This window comes from Helicobacter sp. 10-6591 (genome assembly GCF_003288805.1).
Lineage (GTDB): Bacteria > Campylobacterota > Campylobacteria > Campylobacterales > Helicobacteraceae > Helicobacter_F.
In genome coordinates this window covers 25,705-45,445 of record NZ_NHYK01000014.1, presented here as the reverse complement: position 1 = coordinate 45,445, position 19,741 = coordinate 25,705, and the positions used below count along the sequence as shown (strand labels likewise).

Here is a 19,741-nt window from a genome sequence, read left to right as displayed (position 1 = left end):
ACGATTTTTTGCCCATTATGCTCTATTTCATCGACACGCAAAAGCCCTACATTTTCTAGGCATTTCATATGTGTAAGATAAGATTCTCCAAATGTCATAAAAAAGCGGATTCTCTTTAGCCCCTTGATATTGCGCACAAGCGATTCAAGCTCTTCGTGATAAAGTAGATAGCTATTTTTTACGCCCACTTCTGGATAATCCCATTCTTTCATTAAAGCAAGAGGGGTGACATCACGCCACCGACTTGAAAGCCTTTATCTTGTGATTCAAATGTTTCACTTAAAAAATGCAAAGTTGCTATGCCACCTAGTGAATGCGTAATAAAATAAGTATCCCTATCAATCTTTTGAATCTCTTTTTGCATAGCACCAAGCCACTCTTTTAGCACGGGTTTATCTGCATTGGGCAGATTGAAGATATTGACTTTATATCCCTCTTTGCTTAGTTTTTGTGCGACAGCATTAAACCACCCATAATTGCTAGTGCTTTTATAGCCGTGGATAATATAAACATCTTTAGCAAAGACATTGATAGATAATGCAATCAAAAAAACTAATAAAATACTAAATTGCTTTGATATAACTCGCAATATTATGAAGTCCTTTTGTTTTTTAATTTTTGATCAAGAGAATAATTACATTGATTTTTTAAGTTAGGATATTCTCTATAAAGTTTATCATTAAGTAAAGCACCATTTTCTTTTTTATTTCGTTTTATACCATCGCCTCCCCAAGTCCCCCATTGCTTAAAGAAAAATGCTATTTTTTGTTTCTCACATTGTTTTTTGATATTTAAAACCCAAGATTCTTGCATAGCCCTTGCATTAAAACCACTCTCCCCACCAACAATCACCCAATCAATACCACTTAAATCAAGTTCTCCCAAATCACTTATTAAAGGCTCACAAGAAAGCCATTTTACATTGGCCTTTAAATCGCGGATTAGTTCGATTCTATCTTTTACTCTGTGAGATTCTATTGTCGTGCCTAACCAGACATTAGTTGGAATCTTATTTTGTAAAAAATATTCTCTCATCCTTTTGGGGCGTTTCGTAAGGATTTGATATTGGTGATAGGGAGTTTTTTTGATAACCTGCAAGATAGAATCCAAAAAAGCATAATCCATTTTTTCATGAAATAAATCACTCATAGAATTTACAAAATATAGTGTGGGTTTTTTATTTTTCAATGGTTCATGAAGTCTGTTTGGAAGCATTTTAAACTTAAAGCCATCTTGATAATCTTTATTGCCCATAGCTTGCAGTCGCTTTGCCATGACTTCAGCATAGCAGTTTTTGCATCCGCTACTTACTTTATTGCAGCCAATAGTAGGATTCCAAGTAGCTTGTGTCCATTCAATTTTTGTTGGTTTCATTTTTTAAGCTCAATATAAACTTTTATTTCTTTTTTATCCAAATGAAAACCGGAATTTGCACCACAATATTCACACTTTAATTTATTTTTATTTTCTTTAAGAATAACACTTGTATGTTTAGTTAAAAATCCATTATCTAAACCAAAATTTTTGATTTCAATATTGCTTCTTTTTTCTTTTAAAAACTCCAATAGTAAATTTTGGTATTCTTTCTCTTTTTGTGTAGGAGCACTCTCATCGTAAAACAAGGTTCCTTTTTCCCTAGAAATGTCTTTGTCTATATTTATATTTCCTTCTCCAAAATCTTTATCTATTTTCCAAGCAGTTTCTAAAAATTTCCTTTGTCCTTCTATATGAGTAGAGAGAAAAATCAAGCCATTGATATTACGATTATCTTTAATAAGAGAAAAAGGAGTAATAAAATTATTAGGAAAAATTTTTTTAAAATATCCAGCTATTACTCTATGGGTTTGATAGCTAGTTTTCCCCTCAAAATCTTCTTTTGATATATACTCAGCATCTAAATATTTTTTAAATGATTCTTCTTCTAAAAATCTTCTACAATGCCCAGAAGAAATAAAAATTAAGATATCTCTTCCTTTGCATAAAAATTCTTTAACTTTATTAATATGTTGAATGCCGTATTGATCTAAAAATATAAGCTTGTAATAATTGTTGGAATACAATTTAAAACTTTGAGTATCAGATGAAATATATTTTACTTCTATATTTTTATCTTTCAAATTAGGGTATTCTTTTGCAATAGTAGATCTTAGTTGCTCAACCTTATTCTTATCATTATCATTAAAATAAATTTTTATTTTCTTACCATTACGATTCCGTTTCAATACTGCATCTAGAATCCTAAGTGGAGAACCCTTATGCGTTTTTGTGCCATCATATCCACTACCACAAAACAAATCATAAATTTCTAGTGTCTGAAATGCCTTATCATCTTTTCTATAATTAAGTGTAACACTAAGCCAATCATCAATATATTGTTCAAATACTTCTAGTTTTGTCAATGTTGCATTGTCCCACTCTTCTTTATGCATATCTTTTGCCATTTTCACTCCTAGTCGCCTACAAATCTATGGATTAATACACCACTCTAAGCCTATCACTTAGGCTAGAATCAAGATTCAAAAAATATTCTAAGCTTAAATCCTCAAAGCCATCGATGAAAATATATTCATTTTGTGTCTTGCATAAAAATTCTAGCACTTCTTTATCACAAGCTACGAGATACAAGCAATCCTCACATTGATAAAGTTTGTTTTCAAAAATTGGCTTTAGGGGTTTATCTAGTGTTTTCCCACTTTGTAGGCTCAAATTTAGTGCTTTATCAAATGGGCTTAACTCTGCGTTACTAAGTAATCCTAAAGTGCCTTGTTTGTCTGTAATGAGTTCGCTCTTGTCGCTTAGGCTTAGCACACTAAAGCAGATAGTAAAATCTGGGTTTGCATTTGCAATTTTCTCACCTGCTCTTTTTACTCTTTCAATCGTTATATCACTAATGACTGGCTTTTTGCTTCCTAGCTCATTTTTGCAAAAATCATAAGCTGCTTTGCTTTTAGAATCTATAAAGCTTTGCCCCTCTATTTTGTCTATATTCAGAATCTTTGTAACACATATAACAATCAAGTGCAATCATTGCATTTTGCACACTCGCGATTTGATAATCTTGCAAACTCATATCTGCGCTAAAGTTTTGTAAATCATAGCGTTCATATATCCCTTTATGTTGCATTCTCTTGTCATTGCATATTTCACTTAAGAGCAAATGTTGTTTGATGTCTGCTGTTTGCTTTGCCTTTGCCATTACCTTTCCTTTAGGGCTTTATAGGTTTCTTCTAGATTCTTTTCATCTTCTAGGATAAAATTTATATTGTATTGTTTGTTATCACTTGCAGTTATTCGGAAAATTCGAACAACTGAATCTTCTTGTAATCCCCATCTTTTAAGATATTTGTTATATGCTCACTTATACTAGATTTTGAGGTGTCAAAGCAAGGCTTCTTTAGAAAAAGTTTTGCCAAGCTTTCTTGGTTTAAATACACACTATCACTAAACTCATAAAGCTTGACTTTAATCTTTTTATCTTGCGTGGTGTAGAGGATGATGTTATTTTGCATTATTATTTGCTTTCAAAAAACTTATATCCATCTGCGATATAACACACTCTATTGTCATCTAATTCCATCTTGCACGAAATTAAACCATAACTCATTGAAGCCACAGAATATTTTTGAGACATAGAAGTTGGATAAAGAATAAGGCTTTTTGCGTTTTCTATAGCCATACTGAAATCATCATTTTTATTGTATTTATTGTATTTATGCAAATAACTCTTATAAAGATATTCAAAAAATATTTTAGAGCTTTTTATTTGTTGTTCAGCCTTTTTTCTAGTTGCTTCAGTGTTTTTAGATTTTATTTCACAAAAGAATATTTTTAACTCTTTATTTTTTATTAAGAGCACAATAAAATCACAAGATTCTATCTTGTCCCCATTATTGCCAAATAAGTTTGTAATTGACGGACAATTCTTAACATCTTGCTGAATAATCAAAACATCATCTTTTTGATCAAAGTTGAATTTGATTTCCTGTATTTTACTTTTTTCTTCTTGTTCTTTAACAACAAAATATGCCCCTTTTTGAATAGCTTTTAGGCTACTATGCAGACAATTTTTAAAATCTTTTAACTCCTTATTTACCATCCTGTTTCCTATATTTCTTTAAAAATCAAACCCTGATTCTCATTTTGACTTTCAATAGCTTCATCAAAAGTCTCCATAAAAATACCTTGTGCTTTTGTTATCTTCACATTTTCTAAAGTATTTTTTCCTTTAATGTTTTTTGCTACATATGCTTTAATCTTATCACTATTTAATTTATACTCTTTTAAGTAACCTCTATTTTTAAGCTTTTGTATTGCTTGGTCTGTTAGATTACTAAGCATGATACAATTACTTAATTCTCTCACAATATAATCGCTATGAGTGGTGATAAAAATTTTAATCCCTGCATTTGCTAGTAGTGCAAAAAGTCTTGCCAATCGAATCTGATTTTTAGGATGCAAGTTAAGTTCTGGCTCATCTATCATCAAAATATCACCCTTTTGTGCTTGATGTAGAATATAATAATTTAACATAAGCAAAGAACGAACAGAGCTAGATGCTATTTCTACATTATAAGCCGTTCTTGTACCTTTTGGCTGAAATAAAATACCAACATCTGTAGTCTTATATTTGCCACCCAAAATCTTTGCTAAACAATCCAAAATTGTTTTATATTGTTCTTTCTCTTTTTTAAATAAACTTTGCTTTTTTGCAATTTCTTTAATTTTTCTAATAAAATTAATATTATCCCTAACTGGTTGTGGATAAAGTTGTTTTTTTGCATCAAGTGTTTCTGTAATTTCGAATAATCCTATATTTTTTTCATCTCTCAATATTTTTCTAGCGGCTTCAAGTCTAGCAATTTTCATAAAATCCAGTTCTTCTTGAAAAATTGACGCACCAGTTCTTTCAACACTAAGAATAAAATTTCTACTCATAATAATATTTAACAATGAATCTAAAAAAGACTTAATATAACCATTAAATTCTCTAGCATTTTCTAGCTTAATCATTTCTATTGCCAAACCATCACTATAAATAGTATGTTTGAATTTAGTTTTATATCTCGTGTGAATTTCATTATTTTCTAAATATTTTTCTACGGCATGCTTGATATCTTCCAAAGATATTGTAATATCGACATTAAAAGATGCATTTACAAAATTCTCATTTTTTCCTGCCATAACCTCTAATAAAATATATTCAGAATATGCTCGCCCTTTTTCCTCCAAATGTTTATATATCCTTTTTTGTATTTCTTCAAAAGTGATTTTCTTCTCTTGTATTTGTTTTTCAACATATCCGCTTTTACTATCTAACAAACTTCTTCTTCTTGTAAAAATATTATAATCTCTAATCTTTCTCATAAAATCCAAATAGCCATATAAACTATAAGTAGCATAAGTTTTTCCAGTATTATTTTCACCGCAAATTAAAGTAATATCGCCTACTTCAAATTCCGCTTCATCAAGCATTCCTATATTTTTTAGTTGAATTTTCATTTTTATTTCTCCCACCAGATTAGATTTCTTAGTTTTGGGTATTTGATTAAGTCGATAGTTTCTAGATTCACAATATCATCATTTTCAAATTTGCAAGATTGTATGCCATTTTCATCAAGAAAAATACTTTTGATTTTAAGCCCTAAGAGATTTGACATTGTAGTAAAAATATCAAAGTTTTTATTCATTTCGCTCATATCAAGGCAGATTTTCTCTCCTTTTTTAAGTCCTTTGATAAGTTTGCGTGATTTTCTATAATCAATCAAAGAATCTTTATCTAGCACATATTCACATTGCTCTAGGGATTCTTCATAGCTTTCAAGCTCATAGTATCTAAAAGCACCACCACCTTTAAACTCCACTTCTTTACTAATCCCACTTGCAAAACCACCGATAACCTTTTTCATTCGCGGAATTACCACTTGATAAACATGCTCTCCCATTTCTACGCCAAGCCATTTACGCCCTAATTTATGAGCAGTGGCGATTGTAGTGCCACTACCTGCAAAAAAATCTAAAACAAGAGAATCTTGATTGCTACCTATATTACAAATTCTTTTTAAAAGTTTTTCGGGTTTTGGAGTGTCAAAAGTTTTGTTTTGAAATAAAGCTTGAATCTCTTTTGTCGCATCCGTTGTAGTGCCAAATTCTGTAAAAATTGTGCGTGTTTTTATTATTTTTGTCTTATCTAGAATTTCATCAAAATAAATCACTTCATAAGGCGTTAATCTCCCTTTAGAATCTTTTTGCCAAAAAACTATGTTCCCTATCTAAGTTTTCAGGTTTTTTACGCCACCTTCCATCTTTGCCATTTGGAGCGATAGGATAAAAATCATTACCATTTGGAGCTTTAATAGGGTAATGTAAGCTTGGAGCGTCTTCTTTTAAAGCACCTGCATCCCATTTTTCAAGTTTTAAAATTTTTGCTTTTTTATCATTTATTATTTTTGTAAAATCACTTTCTAAGTGTTCTACTTCAATATCTCTAATTTGCCAACTATTTTTTGTATAGCATAAGATATATTCGTGTTCTTTGGCAAAATTTTCTGAGTCTTGTGAACCGCCTTTTTCTTTTGCCAAATTAAATTAGCTATAAAATTCTCTTCCCCAAACACCTCATCACATAGAATCTTAAGCCTTGCTTGTTCATTATCATCAATGCTTATAAAAATACTTCCGCTATTTTTTAGAAATTCTTTTGCTAGATCTAGGCGATTATTCATCATCGTAAGCCATGAGCTATGGTTAAATTTATCGGTATAGACAAAGCCATCGCCCCCTGTATTATAAGGCGGATCAATATAGATTAAATCAATCTTGTCTTGATATTTTGGCATGAGAGAATTAAGGGCTTGAAAATTATCACTTTTGATTAGCTCTCCATGTAAAATCTCATCTAAATTATCAAATGCACACAAAAGCTTATAATAATTCTCTTCGCTCAAATATTTCGTATCAAGAGGCAAAAATTTATATTGCTCATCATTGATATTTTTGATTTCAAAATGCTCATCTATGAGTTTTAGCTCTTGCCATTCTTTGATTTGCTGTTTAAAGCCTGTGTCTTGAAAGATAGATTCTAGTATTTGCTCTAAATCTCTAGCGTGATTAGAGATAGTATCAAGACTAAAGACATAATGCACATTTTTAGCAAACTTTGGCTTACACCAAATTGCTTTTAGCTCATCTTCAAAATCCGCTATCAAGTCAATGATTCTAAAGGCTATTTTTTTGAGTTGATTTAACTCATCAATCTTTTCTTTACTCCAATCTGTAATATCATCTACCACATATTTAAACATCCATAGATTAAACTGCTCTTACAAAAAGGCTCTTGCGTTTTTGTGGATAAAAAAGTCGACTTCATTTTGCTTTTTGTAAGCGTATAGAATCTTTTTTATTTCTTCTTCTTGTAGCCGTATTTGCTTGTCTTTTAGGGCTTTGATAAATTCATCGCTTAAATCACTACTATTTTGTTTAAAGACATTGGGGAGATCTTGTAGCTCTTCTTTGTTGTTTAGCACATAGATTCTAATCTCTTCATCTATTTTAAACTTAAAAATAGCCTTATTTTTAGCATTATCACTATTTGGGGTAAAGTAACTTGTATCAAAGATAAAGGTATAGTTAGAATCTTCGCTCTTAATCTCGGCATTATGATAGATGACATCAGATTTGACATAATAGAGATTTTGTGTTTTATAAAAAAGGCTTGTATCTTTAGAATTAGTATACACTCTAGCGTAAATGTTTTTGTGCAAGGGCGTAGCATAGAAAAAGGGCGTGCCTGTTTCATTGAGATAGCTTCCAAAAAAATTATAAAGTTTATTGTAAATAGGACATTTTGCTTCCTCTTTTTCTAGTTTTTCTTTGATAGTTTTGAAGTATTGTGATTTTATTTTGAGTAGATTGATAAAGCCACTTTTTTGTATCTTGTCTGTATTAAATAGGTTTTGAGTATCCTCTATTTGCACTCCAAGATACATAGATTCTAATTGTGAAAAAAAGGCTTGTTTGTAATCTATGGCTTTCCTTTTAAAATGTTGTCCTTAAAGTTGGATTCTATTATAAAAAATCTTGACTAAATTTAAAGAATGGGTGTATTTACTTTCTCCCATCCTCTAGTATTTTTCTCTCGCCTTTAGAATCTATCTCACACACGACATAGGGAAGTCCTTGTTTGTTTAGTTCTGCCATAAAGGGATCGGGGTCATTTTGTTCCATATTCCACACACCACTACCATTATTGGAATCTATCCCTTGATATTCCCCACCTTGTGGCATATCACTATTATCTACACTATTTGGTATTTTTGCCGCTCCTATGCCCCATTTACCCTCGATGATTAGTTTTGCTCCAATCATCGCTGGCACACCTGTGGTATAGCTAACCCCTTGGGCATTGACTTCTTTATAACACGCCTCGTGATCGCAAATATTATAGATATAGATTGTCCTATCTTTGCCATCTTTTATGCCTTTGATGTAGCAACCGATGTGCGTTTGCCCTTTGGTTCTAGGAGCTAGACTTGCTGGATCTGGCAGTAGTGTCTTTAGCACTTGTATTGGTACGATTTTTTGCCCATTATGCTCTATTTCATCGACACGCAAAAGCCCTACATTTTCTAGGCATTTCATATGTGTAAGATAAGATTCTCCAAATGTCATAAAAAACCGAATCCGCTTTAGCCCTTTGATATTTCGCACAAGCGATTCAAGCTCTTCGTGATAAAGTAGATAGCTATTTTTTACGCCCACTTCTGGATATTCCCATTCTTTCATCAAATCAAGCGGTGCTATATCTTGCCATTGTCCGCCAAAGTAGTCTTCATTTTTTAAATCTTGTGTATTTGCCTCTAGGCTAAAATGCTTTTCTTCTCGCTCAAACTTGCGATAAATGGTGTCTTTCTTTAGGTCTGTGTTTTGTGCAAGATTCTCATCTTTTACCCAAAACCTCGCTTTAGAGCTAACTTCGCGCAAATTAATTTCAGGATTAAAGTTTGTCGCAAACGCATAGCCGTGATCCCCTGCATTGCAATCAAGTATATCTATGCTGTGAATCTCATCAAAATAATGTTTTTGCGCATACGCACAAAAGACATTCGTAACGCCCGGATCAAATCCACTTCCCAAAAGCCCAAAAATCCCTGCTTGCTTGTAGCGTGTATCATATGCCCATTGTTCTTTATACTCAAAATGCGCAGAATCTGGGTGCTCATAGTTTGCGGTATCTAAATAATGCGTTTTTGCCCTAAGACACGCTTCCATAATGCTCAAATCTTGATAGGGCAAAGCGACATTTACCACAAGCTTTGGCTTGTATTTTTCTATCAAAGCCACCATAGATTCGACACTATCAGCATCGACACAATCTATCTCAATCTCACGCAAGCCTTTTTGCTTGATAGAATCTGCTATCACTTTGCATTTATCTAGTGTGCGAGACGCCAAGATAATGCGTGAAAAAACTTCTCTGTTTTGTGCCATTTTATGCGCAACCACTCCACCAACTCCACCTGCTCCAATCTGCAAAACACAAGCCATAATAAACTCCCTAAAAAAACACATAAAATACCACGATTGTATAAAAACTCACTTGACAATATTGTTAAGCTCCCTCTCCTCTTTGACTTCAATTTTGCAAAATAACCTCCTGTTTTTAAGTATCTTCGGGTTACTATCACACGGTGTTTAATTTTAATTTTTATAATGCTGGCACATACCTCGCGTATGAATCTATAACATAAAGGGTTTGGCATGAAATTTTTTCTAGCAATGGTTCTAGGTGTAAGTTTTCTTTCTGCAACTAGTATAAATACTGAGAGTGTGAAAGTGTTTTGGGGTGGATATAAAACTCCAAAAAAAGTTGAAGTGAATGGAAGTTTCTCGGATGTCAAGTTTAAGTTTGGCAAAAACAAAAACACATTAACTCAAGCTTTAGAAAATGCTACGGCAACGATTGATCCTATGAGTGCAACGATAGGTGACGATGAGCTTAAAACAAGTAATATACGCGAGTATTTCTTTAGCAAGTTTGATAAGGACAAAAAAGAAATAAAAGTCACACTAAAAAATGTCGTAGAAGGTGAGAATGTCGGGACTATCCTAGCAGTCGTTAAGATGAATGGTAAAACCCAAAAAGTTCCAATGAAATATACTATTGAGGGTCATACATTCAAGGCTTGGGGAACACTTGACTTGAGTGAATTCAAGCTTGATGCTGCAAGAGAGAATCTCCAAAAAGCAGTCGCTGACTTGCACGAAAACCTCACTTGGTCACAAGTAAAAATAGGTTTTGAAGCACATATCGCTCACTAACACTCTCTTGCTCGAACTTTAGAGATCTTAATCTCTAAGTTCGATTCTTTACTTCGGTTTATAGCACCATCACAAATACCACCCATGAGAATATTTAGATCAGTTTTAGGATGTTTTTTGCGTGTGTGAGTGGATTACACTTTGTATTTATTGTACTTTCAAGGTACGTAATCCAAAATATCTTGCGTATTCATTATTGGGCCATTTATTTGGATCATCTCCTGGATTCCCCCAATCTCCGTAGTTTCTATAGCCAGACTTGAAGTATTTATAATCCAAGACTATATCTTGGTTACCCAAGGCTTTTTGTCCTTCTATAAAACCTAGCATTTGCTGCCACTTGTTATTCATAATAAAACACTCATATGCCACATGAAATCCATAAATGAGTGTAGCTAATACAATACCAGATCCGATGAATTTATATAGTAATACAAATTTTGTCTGGAAATACACCAGAAATGCTGTGGTAATGACAATATTTATAAGCGTGTATTGCAACTGCGCTCGATGTGGAACTTCTACTTGGATAGTAGCTAGAATATAGACTATGTATATCATAAATGCATATATCAAGGCTTGGAATAGTTTTGCTTCAGTCTTAAATTCTGATCTTTTGCAATCCCACCAAAGCAAGGCACAGTAAATAACACCAAAAATAAGCATAAAAAACTTATGTATAAATATACAACACATTACAATGAATACGCTACTTAGAATCCAAACAACCAAAGCTTTTAAGTGTGTAAATTTCTGGGAAGTATATATAGCACTTGCAAGCATAAGAGTCACGCCAAGATACATTATATTTCTGCGTGGAAATATGAAAAAAATATATTCTATACGTGCTATTTTTTCTTCTAAACTCATACTCCAAAGATCTCTCAGTGAGAAATACAAACCAAAAGATTTAACCAATTCAGCACGTTTGGCAGTGCCAGGACTAAAATATAAGATAAGCCAACCAGCAAAAAAACCAAATCCTCCAGTAAAATACCAGAGTGGGAGTTTGATATTTTTACGCCAGGCTACAAGAATACTGGCTAAGAATACAAATAGAGTAATAATATTTAATTCGCTGCTCCAACCCGCTATTACACCTAAAAAGAACATACTTAAAGCTTTTATGGATTCTATAGATTTGTTTGAGATTGGTTGGTTTTGCAGGGTGTTGTGCCAAAAGATTCTGTAGGGAATAAGATAAAGGAATATGACAAAATATGCCCACAAGTAGTTAAAGCTCCCTGCTGCCCAGTAAAAAATTGAACCAAAAGCACTATAAATCATAAGTAATAAAAGTATGCAAAATATGATAATACTGTCGCTTAATCCTGCTTTGGGTAATCGCCCAAACATCAATACAAAAAACATATATATTACACCTACGCCAATTCCAGCATTTATAAAATTAAAAATCTGCATATGTGCAAGATAGCCTCCAAACCACACACGAGCTATCTCACCTATGCGTCCATTCCAATTCATATAAGAGGAGATACCGCCTGTAAGACCACCAAAATCAGCGGTTAAATCATCACTTTGTGTCGGAAATAAAGAATTAAGAAGAAATAAGAAGAGATACAGACTAAGAAAAACACCAACAGCAAAAATCTGAGTGTTTACAGTGAGGGGGGGGGGTATTAGATACTATCTTGGAATGCATAAAAACCTTTCTTTCTTTATTTTGTAATGGTTTAAGTTGGGAATCATTTAGAGAAATAATTGATTAAAAAATATGAGGGCATGAAATATGGTGGGCCTTGCAGGACTCGAACCTGCGACCGATCGGTTATGAGCCGAGCGCTCTAACCAACTGAGCTAAAGGCCCTTGTCATACATTTCACACCCTATCTAAATGGCCACCTAAAAAGCTTCCATTTAGTCGTGGGGTGGGCATTATACTCGAAAACAAACCTAAAGGCAAGAATGGATTCTAGAATGGTAAGAAGTGCTATGAAAGTAATAAAACTTGTTCCACCATAGCTTACAAGCACTAATGGCACACCTACAACAGGGGCAAATCCTAATACCATACAAATATTCACGCCAGCATAGAGGAAAAATAGCATTGCGATATACCCACTGACTACACGTAAAAATAAGTCTTGCGTTGAGCTTATACAAATACTCAAGAGGTAGAGTATTAGCAAGAAATAAAGCCCCAGAAGCCCCAATGCTCCAAATAATCCAAAACGCTCCACAAAATATGCAAATATAAAATCTGTGCTTGCATAAGGTAAAAAATTGAGTTGAGATTGGGTTGCCATATCTTTGTTTTTACCATATGCGCCACCTGAACCAATAGCAATAAGTGCTTGTTGGACTTGATAAGGGTAATTGCCACTGATAAAGTCATTTATTCGTCTTTCGTGATACTTTTTGAGCAGACCACTGCTAAAGACAATAGAGTATGTTGTAGGTGCTAATAAAAGTCCGATGATACTTAGCGTTATCCAAATCTTTTTATTCACGCCTACCAAAAAGAGCACGCCAAAGCCGGCAAGCAAAATAAGAAGAGCAGTGCCTAAATCCGGCTCCAAAAGAATAAAAAAAAACGGCAATATAATGAAAGAAGAGATAATGCCAAAATCCTTCCAGCCATAGCCACATTCAGGTGGTGGTTTTTTACTGATATATGAAGCCAAAAATAGCATAAGCGCTATTTTCATTATCTCGCTAGGCTGGATAGAGAAACTTGTGAAAGGAATCTCAATCCATCGCTTGGCATTATTTTTCTCCACTCCTATAAACTTGACTGCTAATACCAACAAAAGCAACCCAATATAAAGAAAAATAATCGAATAGTTCAATCGACGATAAGGAATAAAAAACAATGCTACTGCCACACAAAGGCTAAGAAAGATATATTTAAGTTGTTTGATAAAAAGAGCGCTATCAAGCTCATTGACCAAGAAAAGTGAAATCAAAACAAGCGGCACTATAAGCAAAACAACAATAAAATCGAAGTGTGCTAGAATTTTCATTGCGCCAAGACCTCAACCACCTTAACTAAACCACGACTCTAGGAATTTGTGATACATTGAAGAAAATCATTATAACAGAAGACCACCCTAAAATGCGTTTGGATGTGTTTGTAAGTCAATCTTTGGGGGTATCTCGATCAAAGGCAGTAGAGCTTATCAAAAGCCAAGCATTATTGCTCAATGAAAAAATATGTTCTAAAGCGAGTGTGAATGTTGGCATGGGTGATTGTATAGAGATTAAGGAGAAATCAGGCGAAATAACAGAGAAATGTATGGATTCTCTGAGTTTAGAGGAATTACAAGCCAGCAAGAGAGAATTAGGCGAGATAAAGATCCTTCACCAAGATGATGAGATTCTGCTACTCAATAAACCACCAAATCTTGTAATCCACAATGCACCAAGTGTCAAAGAAGCAACTCTACTTGATTGGCTCAAATGCACCCAGCAACCACTAGATTCACTCAGTGCAAATATGCGCTATGGAATCGTTCATAGGTTAGACAAATTCACAAGTGGAATACTCGCAGTTGCTAGAAGCCAACATGCTCATACGATTCTCAGCGACCAGCTCAAAACTCGCCAAATGGGCAGATATTATCTTGCAGTTATCACACCGCCACTAAAAAGCGATACCCTCATAGAGTGCTATATGGGGCGCAGTCCTAAGAATCGTCTTAAGATGACAAAACTTGCTGATTGCCAATCCCATTTTTTACAAACCAACCAAGCGCAAGCAACACAAAGCCTAGAAAAACATCCTAGACAGATTCCATGGCGTTATTCCAAAAGCGCATTTGTAAAGCTCTTGGATTCTAAAGATGCAAAATTAGAGCTGATTGCAGTCAAGCTTTTTACAGGCAGGACACACCAAATTAGAGTACATCTAGAGAGCATCAATCGCCATATACTAGGTGACACTCTCTATGGTAGCATGTGTAATCACGGCTATGGTGGCAGAATCTTATTGCACGCATATATCATGTATCTGTATCACCCAAAATATTTGCAACAAGCCACTTTCTTACAAAATGATTTAGCACCTAGTATTTTTAAAGCACCGCTTTTTGCCGATATGCTAGATTTCTTGGAGGAGTTTTTTGACAAGGATAGTTTGCATGAGGTATTGGATACTGAATACATTTTGGAGCGTTTTTATTTGTAGTGGTTTTTTTGTTTGTAGTGGCTGTGCTGGATTTTTACACAAATTTAATGAAAAGTTTGGGGAAAAATTTATCGAGAACGAGAATCTTCCAAGATTATCGGATGTGAAGATTCTTAGCGATGTAAGTTCGGTAGCTTTTGAGTGGGATATGCCAAAGGTTGATGAAAATAATGTTTTACAAACAGCAGATATTCAAGGCTATGTAATCTATCGTGCAGATGAAGATTCTCTTAAAAAAGCAACAGTAAGCAAAAACTCTTTACCACTGAATGCATTCACACAAATTGCAAAGCTTACAAATCCCTTGATTACACATTTTTATGATTCTAATCTCAAACCCAAAAGTACTTATTATTATATGTTTGCCACACTTGGCGAGAAAAAGACTATTAGCAAAAAAAGTAAAGCCTTTAGAGTGCAAACTTCTTTTATTGATGCGGTTGAGGAAGTGTTTGTTTCAAACACGAAACCAAGGACACTAAAGCTCGTCATTACACCACACTCTAACCCGAGTGTGCGCTCTTATATTATCGAGCGTCAGAATAAAGATGGTAAGTTTGTTGTTATCGGTGAGCTTAAAGACAGATTGCATATTGAGTTTTTTGATGTTGGTCTTGAGGATGCGACAAACTACACTTATCGTGTATTTGCAAAAGATTTTTTGGGCAATATCAGCGAGCCTTCAGCTGAAATAAATGCAAGGACAATCGAGATTTTAGACAGTATAGAAAATGCGTCTGCTTCAAATGGATTGCCCTTAAAAATTGAGCTAAATTGGGAGCAAAATCCTAAGGCAAAACATTACAAAATATCTGTTGATTCAGAAAATGATGGGCGCTACAAGTTGCTTGCTACTACCACAGATACAAGCTTTACTCACACGCTCACAGAGCATGGAAAAACTTTGCGTTATCAGATTGTGGCAGTTGATTCTTTTGGTATAGATGGCCAAATGCTCAAAAATCCACTTATTGGTTCTACTCTTTCCCGTCCAGAGTCTCCTAAGATCACAGCGCACAGAGTACAAGGTAATCAGCTGATTATAGAGTGGAGTATTCCTAGCGATGGACGCACTAAGAAATACGCTATATATCGCAAGGAATTACAAACCAATCGCTCTAACCGCTACAACAACATAAAATCACAAATTTTCATCGACAAAGAAACCAAAAGAGGTGTGAGCTATGTATACAGCGTAGCTAGCATAGATGAATTTGGTATAGAATCTTTACAGAGTGCTGCAGTAACGCTCAAAAGAGATTGATGTGCCACATTTTTATTCCCAAACCCCAATCAAATCAGAGAGTATCCCTCTTATAAATGGAGATTTTGAATTTGTCTTAAGAGCGAAAAAGTCCTTTAACAACACAGGCCTTATTCTTGTGCGTTATAAAAAGCAAGAGTTTTTTATTGTGGAAGATTCCAGAAAAAATAAGGTTTTATACAAGTGTTTGAAAAGCAGCATGCCTTCTCCTATGGCTATAGCAAAAGATGCACTTAGGATTCTTATGCAGGAGACAGATTGTGTTGTGTCCCATAATCTCTCTGCTAAAGCTTCTTCTAGTGAGAATCTAGTAAGTGGGTTTTTGCTAAGTCCATTGCAGCTACAAGAATTTCTACAAACGCCAAAAGGAAACCTCAGTCTTGAAATCGGGTTTGGCAGTGCCAGGCATTTATTAGAACTAGCCAAATCCAACCCACAAGAGCAATTCTTAGGAATTGAAGTGTATAACCCAGCCATTAGTCAAGCCTTGCGCCATATCAAACTGCTTAATTTGAAAAACCTCTTTGTATGTAAATTTGATGCTAGGACAATCATAGAGATTATCCCAAATCATTCTCTTAAGGCCATTTATATACATTTTCCAATCCCTTGGAATAAAAAACCACATCGCCGTATTTTTCAACAAGACTTTTTGTCCCAAGCTTTATGCAAGCTCCAAAAGACCACATACAAGATTTCGTCACTACAGATTCCAAAAAGCAGTTTTTTGCATTTACGTACTGATGATAGAGAATATTTTGATGATGTTTTAAAGCTTACTTGGAATCTCAAGCAGACTGAATGTATGGTGCGTAAAAATATGGGTATTCATACTGTTAGCAAATACGAAGCGCGTTGGCTCAAGCAGCACAAAGATATTTATGATATGTATTTGTTTGCTAATACCAGCAAGGATACGTGCGTTGAGCTGGACTTCAAAACTCAGAAATTAGAATTTTACTTTTGTGATAAAGATTTACAAATTGCTTGGCAAAGATTAAAAAATCTCACAAAAAATCCACAAAATTTGCCAAAAATCATCAAAAAGGATTACTTTTTGCATATAAACGGAATATATGAAGATAGGGATTGCTTTTTGTTGTCGCTATGTTTTGGGGATTTTTATCAAGCACAAAATACTTTTATCCTCGCTTATAGACACAGCTTGCGTTATATTGGTGAAATGCTTGTCATCCAATCTACTTTGCGTATGCATGAACTTCTTTGTAGGTATCTTAAAGGTAAGGATATATTTTGAGCACAATCATAGAAGCAAAAAATCTTAATCTGGGTTACAAAAATGATGAAAATATCATTAAAGACGCAAGTTTTAGCATTAATGCAAGAGAATTTGTGTTTATTACAGGTGCAAGTGGAAGTGGTAAAAGTACTATCTTAAGCTCGCTTTATGGGTATTTGCCCATTAGAAGTGGGGGATTAGAAGTCTATGGGGTGAATATGCTTAGAGCCTCAAAAGCAAAGATTCATTACCTACGTCAAAATATAGGCATTGTTTTTCAGGATTACAAGCTTGTCAAAGAATGGAATATAGAAAAAAATGTCATGCTTCCAATGGTAATCAATGGCTATAAAAAAGAGATTTGTAAATCACAAGTTGAGCGGCTTTTAGTCCATATCAAACTCTCGCATAAAGCAAGTAAATTCCCCTTAGAACTCAGTGGTGGTGAGCAACAAAGAGTAGCAATGGCAAGGGCTCTAGCACATAATCCTGCAATCATTTTAGCCGATGAGCCAACAGGGAATCTTGATGACTATTCAAGCGAACTTATCTGGGGGTTATTAAAGGGCGTAAATGAGCAGTTAGGAATCACAGTTGTTGTGGTGACGCATCGCTTGCCAGAGCGATTAAGTATTAATTACAGACGCTTACATATCGAAGAAGGGGTAGTATATGAATTCTCTTAAAAGACATTTGGCTTTAATCATTCCTTTGCTCGCATTGCTTTTTGGACTGGAGAGTATTTTGCTTGTCAATCGTGCGATTTCTATACACGAACAAAAACTTACAGAAAACTATTCCATAGTTATTGCTTCTAAAGAGGAGCTTAGCTTGCCAAAGGTGCAAAGCTTTATCCCAGAAGCAAGCGAGCTAAGAGTAATACCTACAGACAGACTGACAAATGACCTCAAAAAAGATATAAGCAAGAGTGCTTTGGATTCTTTACAAAAAGAGCTGCCATATTTTTATAGCTTGAAGCTTTTAGATTTTCCTAACCAGAAGCGTTTGGATAAGATCAATGCGGCTTTGCTCAAAATAAATGGAGTGACAAAAGTAGAATCTTTTGCAAAGGCGCATTCACAGGTCTATAAGCTTTTGCTTATCATCAAAGGTTCTGTGGTGATATTTTCTGTCTTAAGCGCAGTTTTAAGTTGTCTTTTGATGGTGAAGCAAATTGAAGTGTGGAAGTTTGAGCATATCGAGCGCATGCAGATTATGAGCTTTTTGGGTGCGCCATCTTGGATGAGGAATAGCATACTTTTCAAGCTTGCAATTATTGATTCTCTGATTGCTACCATTATAGGAACAGTGGTACTTGTGTATTTTAAAGACAGCCAGTTGGCAAGCAGTATCGCACAGACCCTTGAAGTCAATCTCAATATTATTAAAGTCTGGGGTGATTCGCTGGTATTGCTTTTTTTATCGATAATTATTTCACTTGTTTCGGTGTTTTTTGTGATCATTAAACAAAAAGACTTGTGATGCGATGGTTTTTGTTTTGTTGTGTGATTGGTTTTGGGGGTAATACTCTAGCAAATAGCAAGATTGATACTGATATAAGCCTGAATACCAAAAAACTTGTTGCAAACACAAAAGAGAGAACCCAAGTAAGCCAAAAGCTTGATGAGATTGGGAGAAATATAAGCTTAAAGAATCAGGAAGTTATCAAACTAGATTCCCAAATTGAGAATCTGCAAAAAAATATCAACCAAAACAAAGACAAATACCTCGCACAAGAGAAGTCCTTACAACAAAATCAGATTCGCCAAAAAGAACTTTTAGAAAAACAAAAAGATTTGGAGAATGAAGTTATTACACTCTTTTTGCAAGGTTTGGCATTTTATATGCTAAATAACGAGATTGAAACTCCAGAGGACATGCTCTCAAGTGAGGTATATACAGCACTTCTTGCAATCACTAAAAAACGTATAAAGCTCATCAATATACAAAATCAGCAACTTCATAGTGATATCGTGCAAGTAGGCAAAAAAATTGCAACAATCCAAAGCTCTCTTGACGAACAGTTAAAAAAGAAACACCAACTAGAGGAAATCAAAGCCAAGCAAGAGAGGATTCTCTTATCGATGCAGGATGAACTAAAAATCTATAACCAAAAATTACAAGATATAAACACTGAGAGAAAAAATCTGGATTCCATTCTCGCAAATCTCAAAATCATCAAAGCGCAAAATGAAAAAAGCATTGAAGAAAAAGCCCGCAAAGACGAAAAACTTATGAGAGAAAACAAACCAAAACGCACAATCCTTGCAGATAGCAATATACGAATTGCTTCAAGCGCATACAGAAATATCTCCACGATAAATTACAAGGGTGCTAAGACGATTCCACCTCTTGAATCCAATTCTTTTAGAATCGAGCAGAAGTTTGGACCGACATTCGATCCTGTGTATAAAATGAAGTTTTTTTATGAAAATGTGATTTTAGTGCCAAACGCAAAGAATGCAGATGTAAAGAGCGTGCTTGATGGGAAGATAGTTTTTGCTAAGGAAAATCCTGTCATCAAGAAAGTTGTGATTATAGAACATGCAGATTCTCTGTATACCGTGTATGCTTATTTGGATAAAATCGCTTCCACAATAAGAGCAGGTGTACATATTAAAAAAGGCTATGTGATAGGAAAGGTCAATGAAAAACTGAGCTTTGAAGTGACCCAAAAAGACAAGCATATTGATCCACTCCAACTTATTAAAACGAATTGATTTTCATTGAAAAAGATTTTTATTTGCCGATTTGTCTTTCCATTGCTTTATAA

19 protein-coding genes, 1 tRNA gene and 2 pseudogenes are annotated in these 19,741 nt (G+C 34.4%); 7 read left to right on the top strand and 15 right to left on the bottom strand.

Going from position 1 to position 19,741, the window contains the following annotated elements; genetic code table 11:
* From CCY97_RS05745 to CCY97_RS05695, 12 genes and pseudogenes are all read right to left on the bottom strand, one after another.
* Positions 1-224, bottom strand: a pseudogene (locus tag CCY97_RS05745) (saccharopine dehydrogenase family protein); the annotation flags it as partial.
* Positions 212-547, bottom strand: a complete 336-nt coding sequence (locus CCY97_RS05740) for an alpha/beta hydrolase (protein WP_258457050.1) — start codon at positions 545-547, stop codon at positions 212-214. The pseudogene CCY97_RS05745 and the gene CCY97_RS05740, both read right to left, overlap by 13 nt.
* 44 nt (positions 548-591) lie before the next feature.
* A complete protein-coding gene (locus CCY97_RS05735) occupies positions 592-1,374 on the bottom strand; it encodes a phage Gp37/Gp68 family protein (protein WP_112064527.1) in 783 nt (260 codons plus the stop codon).
* Positions 1,371-2,441 carry a three-Cys-motif partner protein TcmP gene (gene tcmP, locus CCY97_RS05730; RefSeq protein ID WP_112064526.1) on the bottom strand — a complete coding sequence of 357 codons (1,071 nt, stop codon included), beginning with the start codon at positions 2,439-2,441 and terminating at the stop codon, positions 1,371-1,373. The genes CCY97_RS05735 and tcmP overlap by 4 nt, the downstream gene beginning before the upstream one ends.
* A gap of 31 nt (positions 2,442-2,472) precedes the next feature.
* Positions 2,473-3,018, bottom strand: coding sequence for a hypothetical protein (locus tag CCY97_RS05725; RefSeq protein ID WP_112064525.1), 546 nt, complete (start codon positions 3,016-3,018; stop codon positions 2,473-2,475).
* The gene (locus CCY97_RS05720) at positions 2,948-3,196 is read right to left on the bottom strand and encodes a hypothetical protein (protein ID WP_181562841.1); all 249 of its coding nucleotides are present in this window, start codon (positions 3,194-3,196) and stop codon (positions 2,948-2,950) included. Before CCY97_RS05720 ends, CCY97_RS05725 begins: the two co-directional genes overlap by 71 nt.
* 91 nt (positions 3,197-3,287) lie before the next feature.
* Positions 3,288-3,509 carry a hypothetical protein gene (locus tag CCY97_RS05715; RefSeq protein ID WP_258457045.1) on the bottom strand — a complete coding sequence of 74 codons (222 nt, stop codon included), beginning with the start codon at positions 3,507-3,509 and terminating at the stop codon, positions 3,288-3,290.
* Between the two features lie 2 nt (positions 3,510-3,511).
* Positions 3,512-4,096 carry a hypothetical protein gene (locus tag CCY97_RS05710; RefSeq protein WP_112064524.1) on the bottom strand — a complete coding sequence of 195 codons (585 nt, stop codon included), beginning with the start codon at positions 4,094-4,096 and terminating at the stop codon, positions 3,512-3,514.
* Positions 4,097-4,104: 8 nt separating this feature from the next.
* Positions 4,105-5,499, bottom strand: a complete 1,395-nt coding sequence (locus tag CCY97_RS05705; protein ID WP_112064523.1) for an AAA family ATPase — start codon at positions 5,497-5,499, stop codon at positions 4,105-4,107.
* A gap of 2 nt (positions 5,500-5,501) precedes the next feature.
* Positions 5,502-7,301 (bottom strand): annotated as a pseudogene (locus CCY97_RS05700) (site-specific DNA-methyltransferase).
* A gap of 18 nt (positions 7,302-7,319) precedes the next feature.
* Positions 7,320-7,985: a hypothetical protein gene (locus CCY97_RS08515; RefSeq protein WP_258457044.1), complete on the bottom strand. Its 666-nt coding sequence runs from the start codon at positions 7,983-7,985 to the stop codon at positions 7,320-7,322.
* A gap of 118 nt (positions 7,986-8,103) precedes the next feature.
* Positions 8,104-9,543 carry a saccharopine dehydrogenase family protein gene (locus CCY97_RS05695; RefSeq protein WP_112064522.1) on the bottom strand — a complete coding sequence of 480 codons (1,440 nt, stop codon included), beginning with the start codon at positions 9,541-9,543 and terminating at the stop codon, positions 8,104-8,106.
* A 213-nt stretch (positions 9,544-9,756) separates the two neighbouring features.
* Between CCY97_RS05695 and CCY97_RS05690 the strand changes: the two genes are divergently transcribed.
* Complete coding sequence (locus tag CCY97_RS05690; protein WP_112064521.1) at positions 9,757-10,317, top strand: YceI family protein; 561 nt, start codon at positions 9,757-9,759, stop codon at positions 10,315-10,317.
* 147 nt (positions 10,318-10,464) lie between these two features.
* Here CCY97_RS05690 and CCY97_RS05685 read toward each other — a convergent pair whose 3' ends face one another.
* The 3 genes from CCY97_RS05685 to CCY97_RS05675 all read right to left on the bottom strand — a co-directional run bounded on the left by CCY97_RS05685 (position 10,465) and on the right by CCY97_RS05675 (position 13,301).
* Positions 10,465-11,928: a DUF6056 family protein gene (locus CCY97_RS05685; RefSeq protein WP_258457049.1), complete on the bottom strand. Its 1,464-nt coding sequence runs from the start codon at positions 11,926-11,928 to the stop codon at positions 10,465-10,467.
* Between the two features lie 140 nt (positions 11,929-12,068).
* Positions 12,069-12,145, bottom strand: a tRNA-Ile gene (locus CCY97_RS05680).
* A 19-nt stretch (positions 12,146-12,164) separates the two neighbouring features.
* The gene (locus CCY97_RS05675) at positions 12,165-13,301 is read right to left on the bottom strand and encodes an FtsW/RodA/SpoVE family cell cycle protein (protein ID WP_112064519.1); all 1,137 of its coding nucleotides are present in this window, start codon (positions 13,299-13,301) and stop codon (positions 12,165-12,167) included.
* 56 nt (positions 13,302-13,357) lie between these two features.
* Between CCY97_RS05675 and CCY97_RS05670 the strand changes: the two genes are divergently transcribed.
* From CCY97_RS05670 to CCY97_RS05645, 6 genes are read left to right on the top strand one after another with little or no spacing between them, the layout of a single operon-like run.
* The gene (locus CCY97_RS05670) at positions 13,358-14,464 is read left to right on the top strand and encodes an RluA family pseudouridine synthase (protein WP_258457042.1); all 1,107 of its coding nucleotides are present in this window, start codon (positions 13,358-13,360) and stop codon (positions 14,462-14,464) included.
* Entirely contained in the window at positions 14,418-15,728 is a 1,311-nt protein-coding gene (locus tag CCY97_RS05665; protein WP_112064518.1) for a fibronectin type III domain-containing protein, read from the top strand. Before CCY97_RS05670 ends, CCY97_RS05665 begins: the two co-directional genes overlap by 47 nt.
* 1 nt (position 15,729) lies before the next feature.
* A complete protein-coding gene (trmB, locus tag CCY97_RS05660) occupies positions 15,730-16,986 on the top strand; it encodes a tRNA (guanosine(46)-N7)-methyltransferase TrmB (protein ID WP_112064517.1) in 1,257 nt (418 codons plus the stop codon).
* Positions 16,983-17,654, top strand: a complete 672-nt coding sequence (locus CCY97_RS05655; protein ID WP_112064516.1) for an ABC transporter ATP-binding protein — start codon at positions 16,983-16,985, stop codon at positions 17,652-17,654. The genes trmB and CCY97_RS05655 overlap by 4 nt, the downstream gene beginning before the upstream one ends.
* Entirely contained in the window at positions 17,641-18,450 is an 810-nt protein-coding gene (locus CCY97_RS05650; RefSeq protein ID WP_112064515.1) for an FtsX-like permease family protein, read from the top strand. The genes CCY97_RS05655 and CCY97_RS05650 overlap by 14 nt, the downstream gene beginning before the upstream one ends.
* Positions 18,450-19,688 carry a M23 family metallopeptidase gene (locus CCY97_RS05645; protein WP_112064514.1) on the top strand — a complete coding sequence of 413 codons (1,239 nt, stop codon included), beginning with the start codon at positions 18,450-18,452 and terminating at the stop codon, positions 19,686-19,688. The genes CCY97_RS05650 and CCY97_RS05645 overlap by 1 nt, the downstream gene beginning before the upstream one ends.
* The last annotated feature ends 53 nt before the right edge of the window (positions 19,689-19,741 follow it).

Coding starts and splice junctions, on each gene's coding strand:
- CCY97_RS05735 (WP_112064527.1), bottom strand. CDS start 1,374: ATGAAACCAACAAAAATTGAATGGACACAAGCTACTTGGAATCCTACT.
- tcmP (WP_112064526.1), bottom strand. CDS start 2,441: ATGGCAAAAGATATGCATAAAGAAGAGTGGGACAATGCAACATTGACA.
- CCY97_RS05720 (WP_181562841.1), bottom strand. CDS start 3,196: ATGGCAAAGGCAAAGCAAACAGCAGACATCAAACAACATTTGCTCTTA.
- CCY97_RS05715 (WP_258457045.1), bottom strand. CDS start 3,509: ATGCAAAATAACATCATCCTCTACACCACGCAAGATAAAAAGATTAAA.
- CCY97_RS05710 (WP_112064524.1), bottom strand. CDS start 4,096: ATGGTAAATAAGGAGTTAAAAGATTTTAAAAATTGTCTGCATAGTAGC.
- CCY97_RS05705 (WP_112064523.1), bottom strand. CDS start 5,499: ATGAAAATTCAACTAAAAAATATAGGAATGCTTGATGAAGCGGAATTT.
- CCY97_RS08515 (WP_258457044.1), bottom strand. CDS start 7,985: ATGTATCTTGGAGTGCAAATAGAGGATACTCAAAACCTATTTAATACA.
- CCY97_RS05695 (WP_112064522.1), bottom strand. CDS start 9,543: ATGGCTTGTGTTTTGCAGATTGGAGCAGGTGGAGTTGGTGGAGTGGTT.
- CCY97_RS05690 (WP_112064521.1), top strand. CDS start 9,757: ATGAAATTTTTTCTAGCAATGGTTCTAGGTGTAAGTTTTCTTTCTGCA.
- CCY97_RS05675 (WP_112064519.1), bottom strand. CDS start 13,301: ATGAAAATTCTAGCACACTTCGATTTTATTGTTGTTTTGCTTATAGTG.
- CCY97_RS05665 (WP_112064518.1), top strand. CDS start 14,418: ATGAGGTATTGGATACTGAATACATTTTGGAGCGTTTTTATTTGTAGT.
- CCY97_RS05650 (WP_112064515.1), top strand. CDS start 17,641: ATGAATTCTCTTAAAAGACATTTGGCTTTAATCATTCCTTTGCTCGCA.
- CCY97_RS05645 (WP_112064514.1), top strand. CDS start 18,450: ATGCGATGGTTTTTGTTTTGTTGTGTGATTGGTTTTGGGGGTAATACT.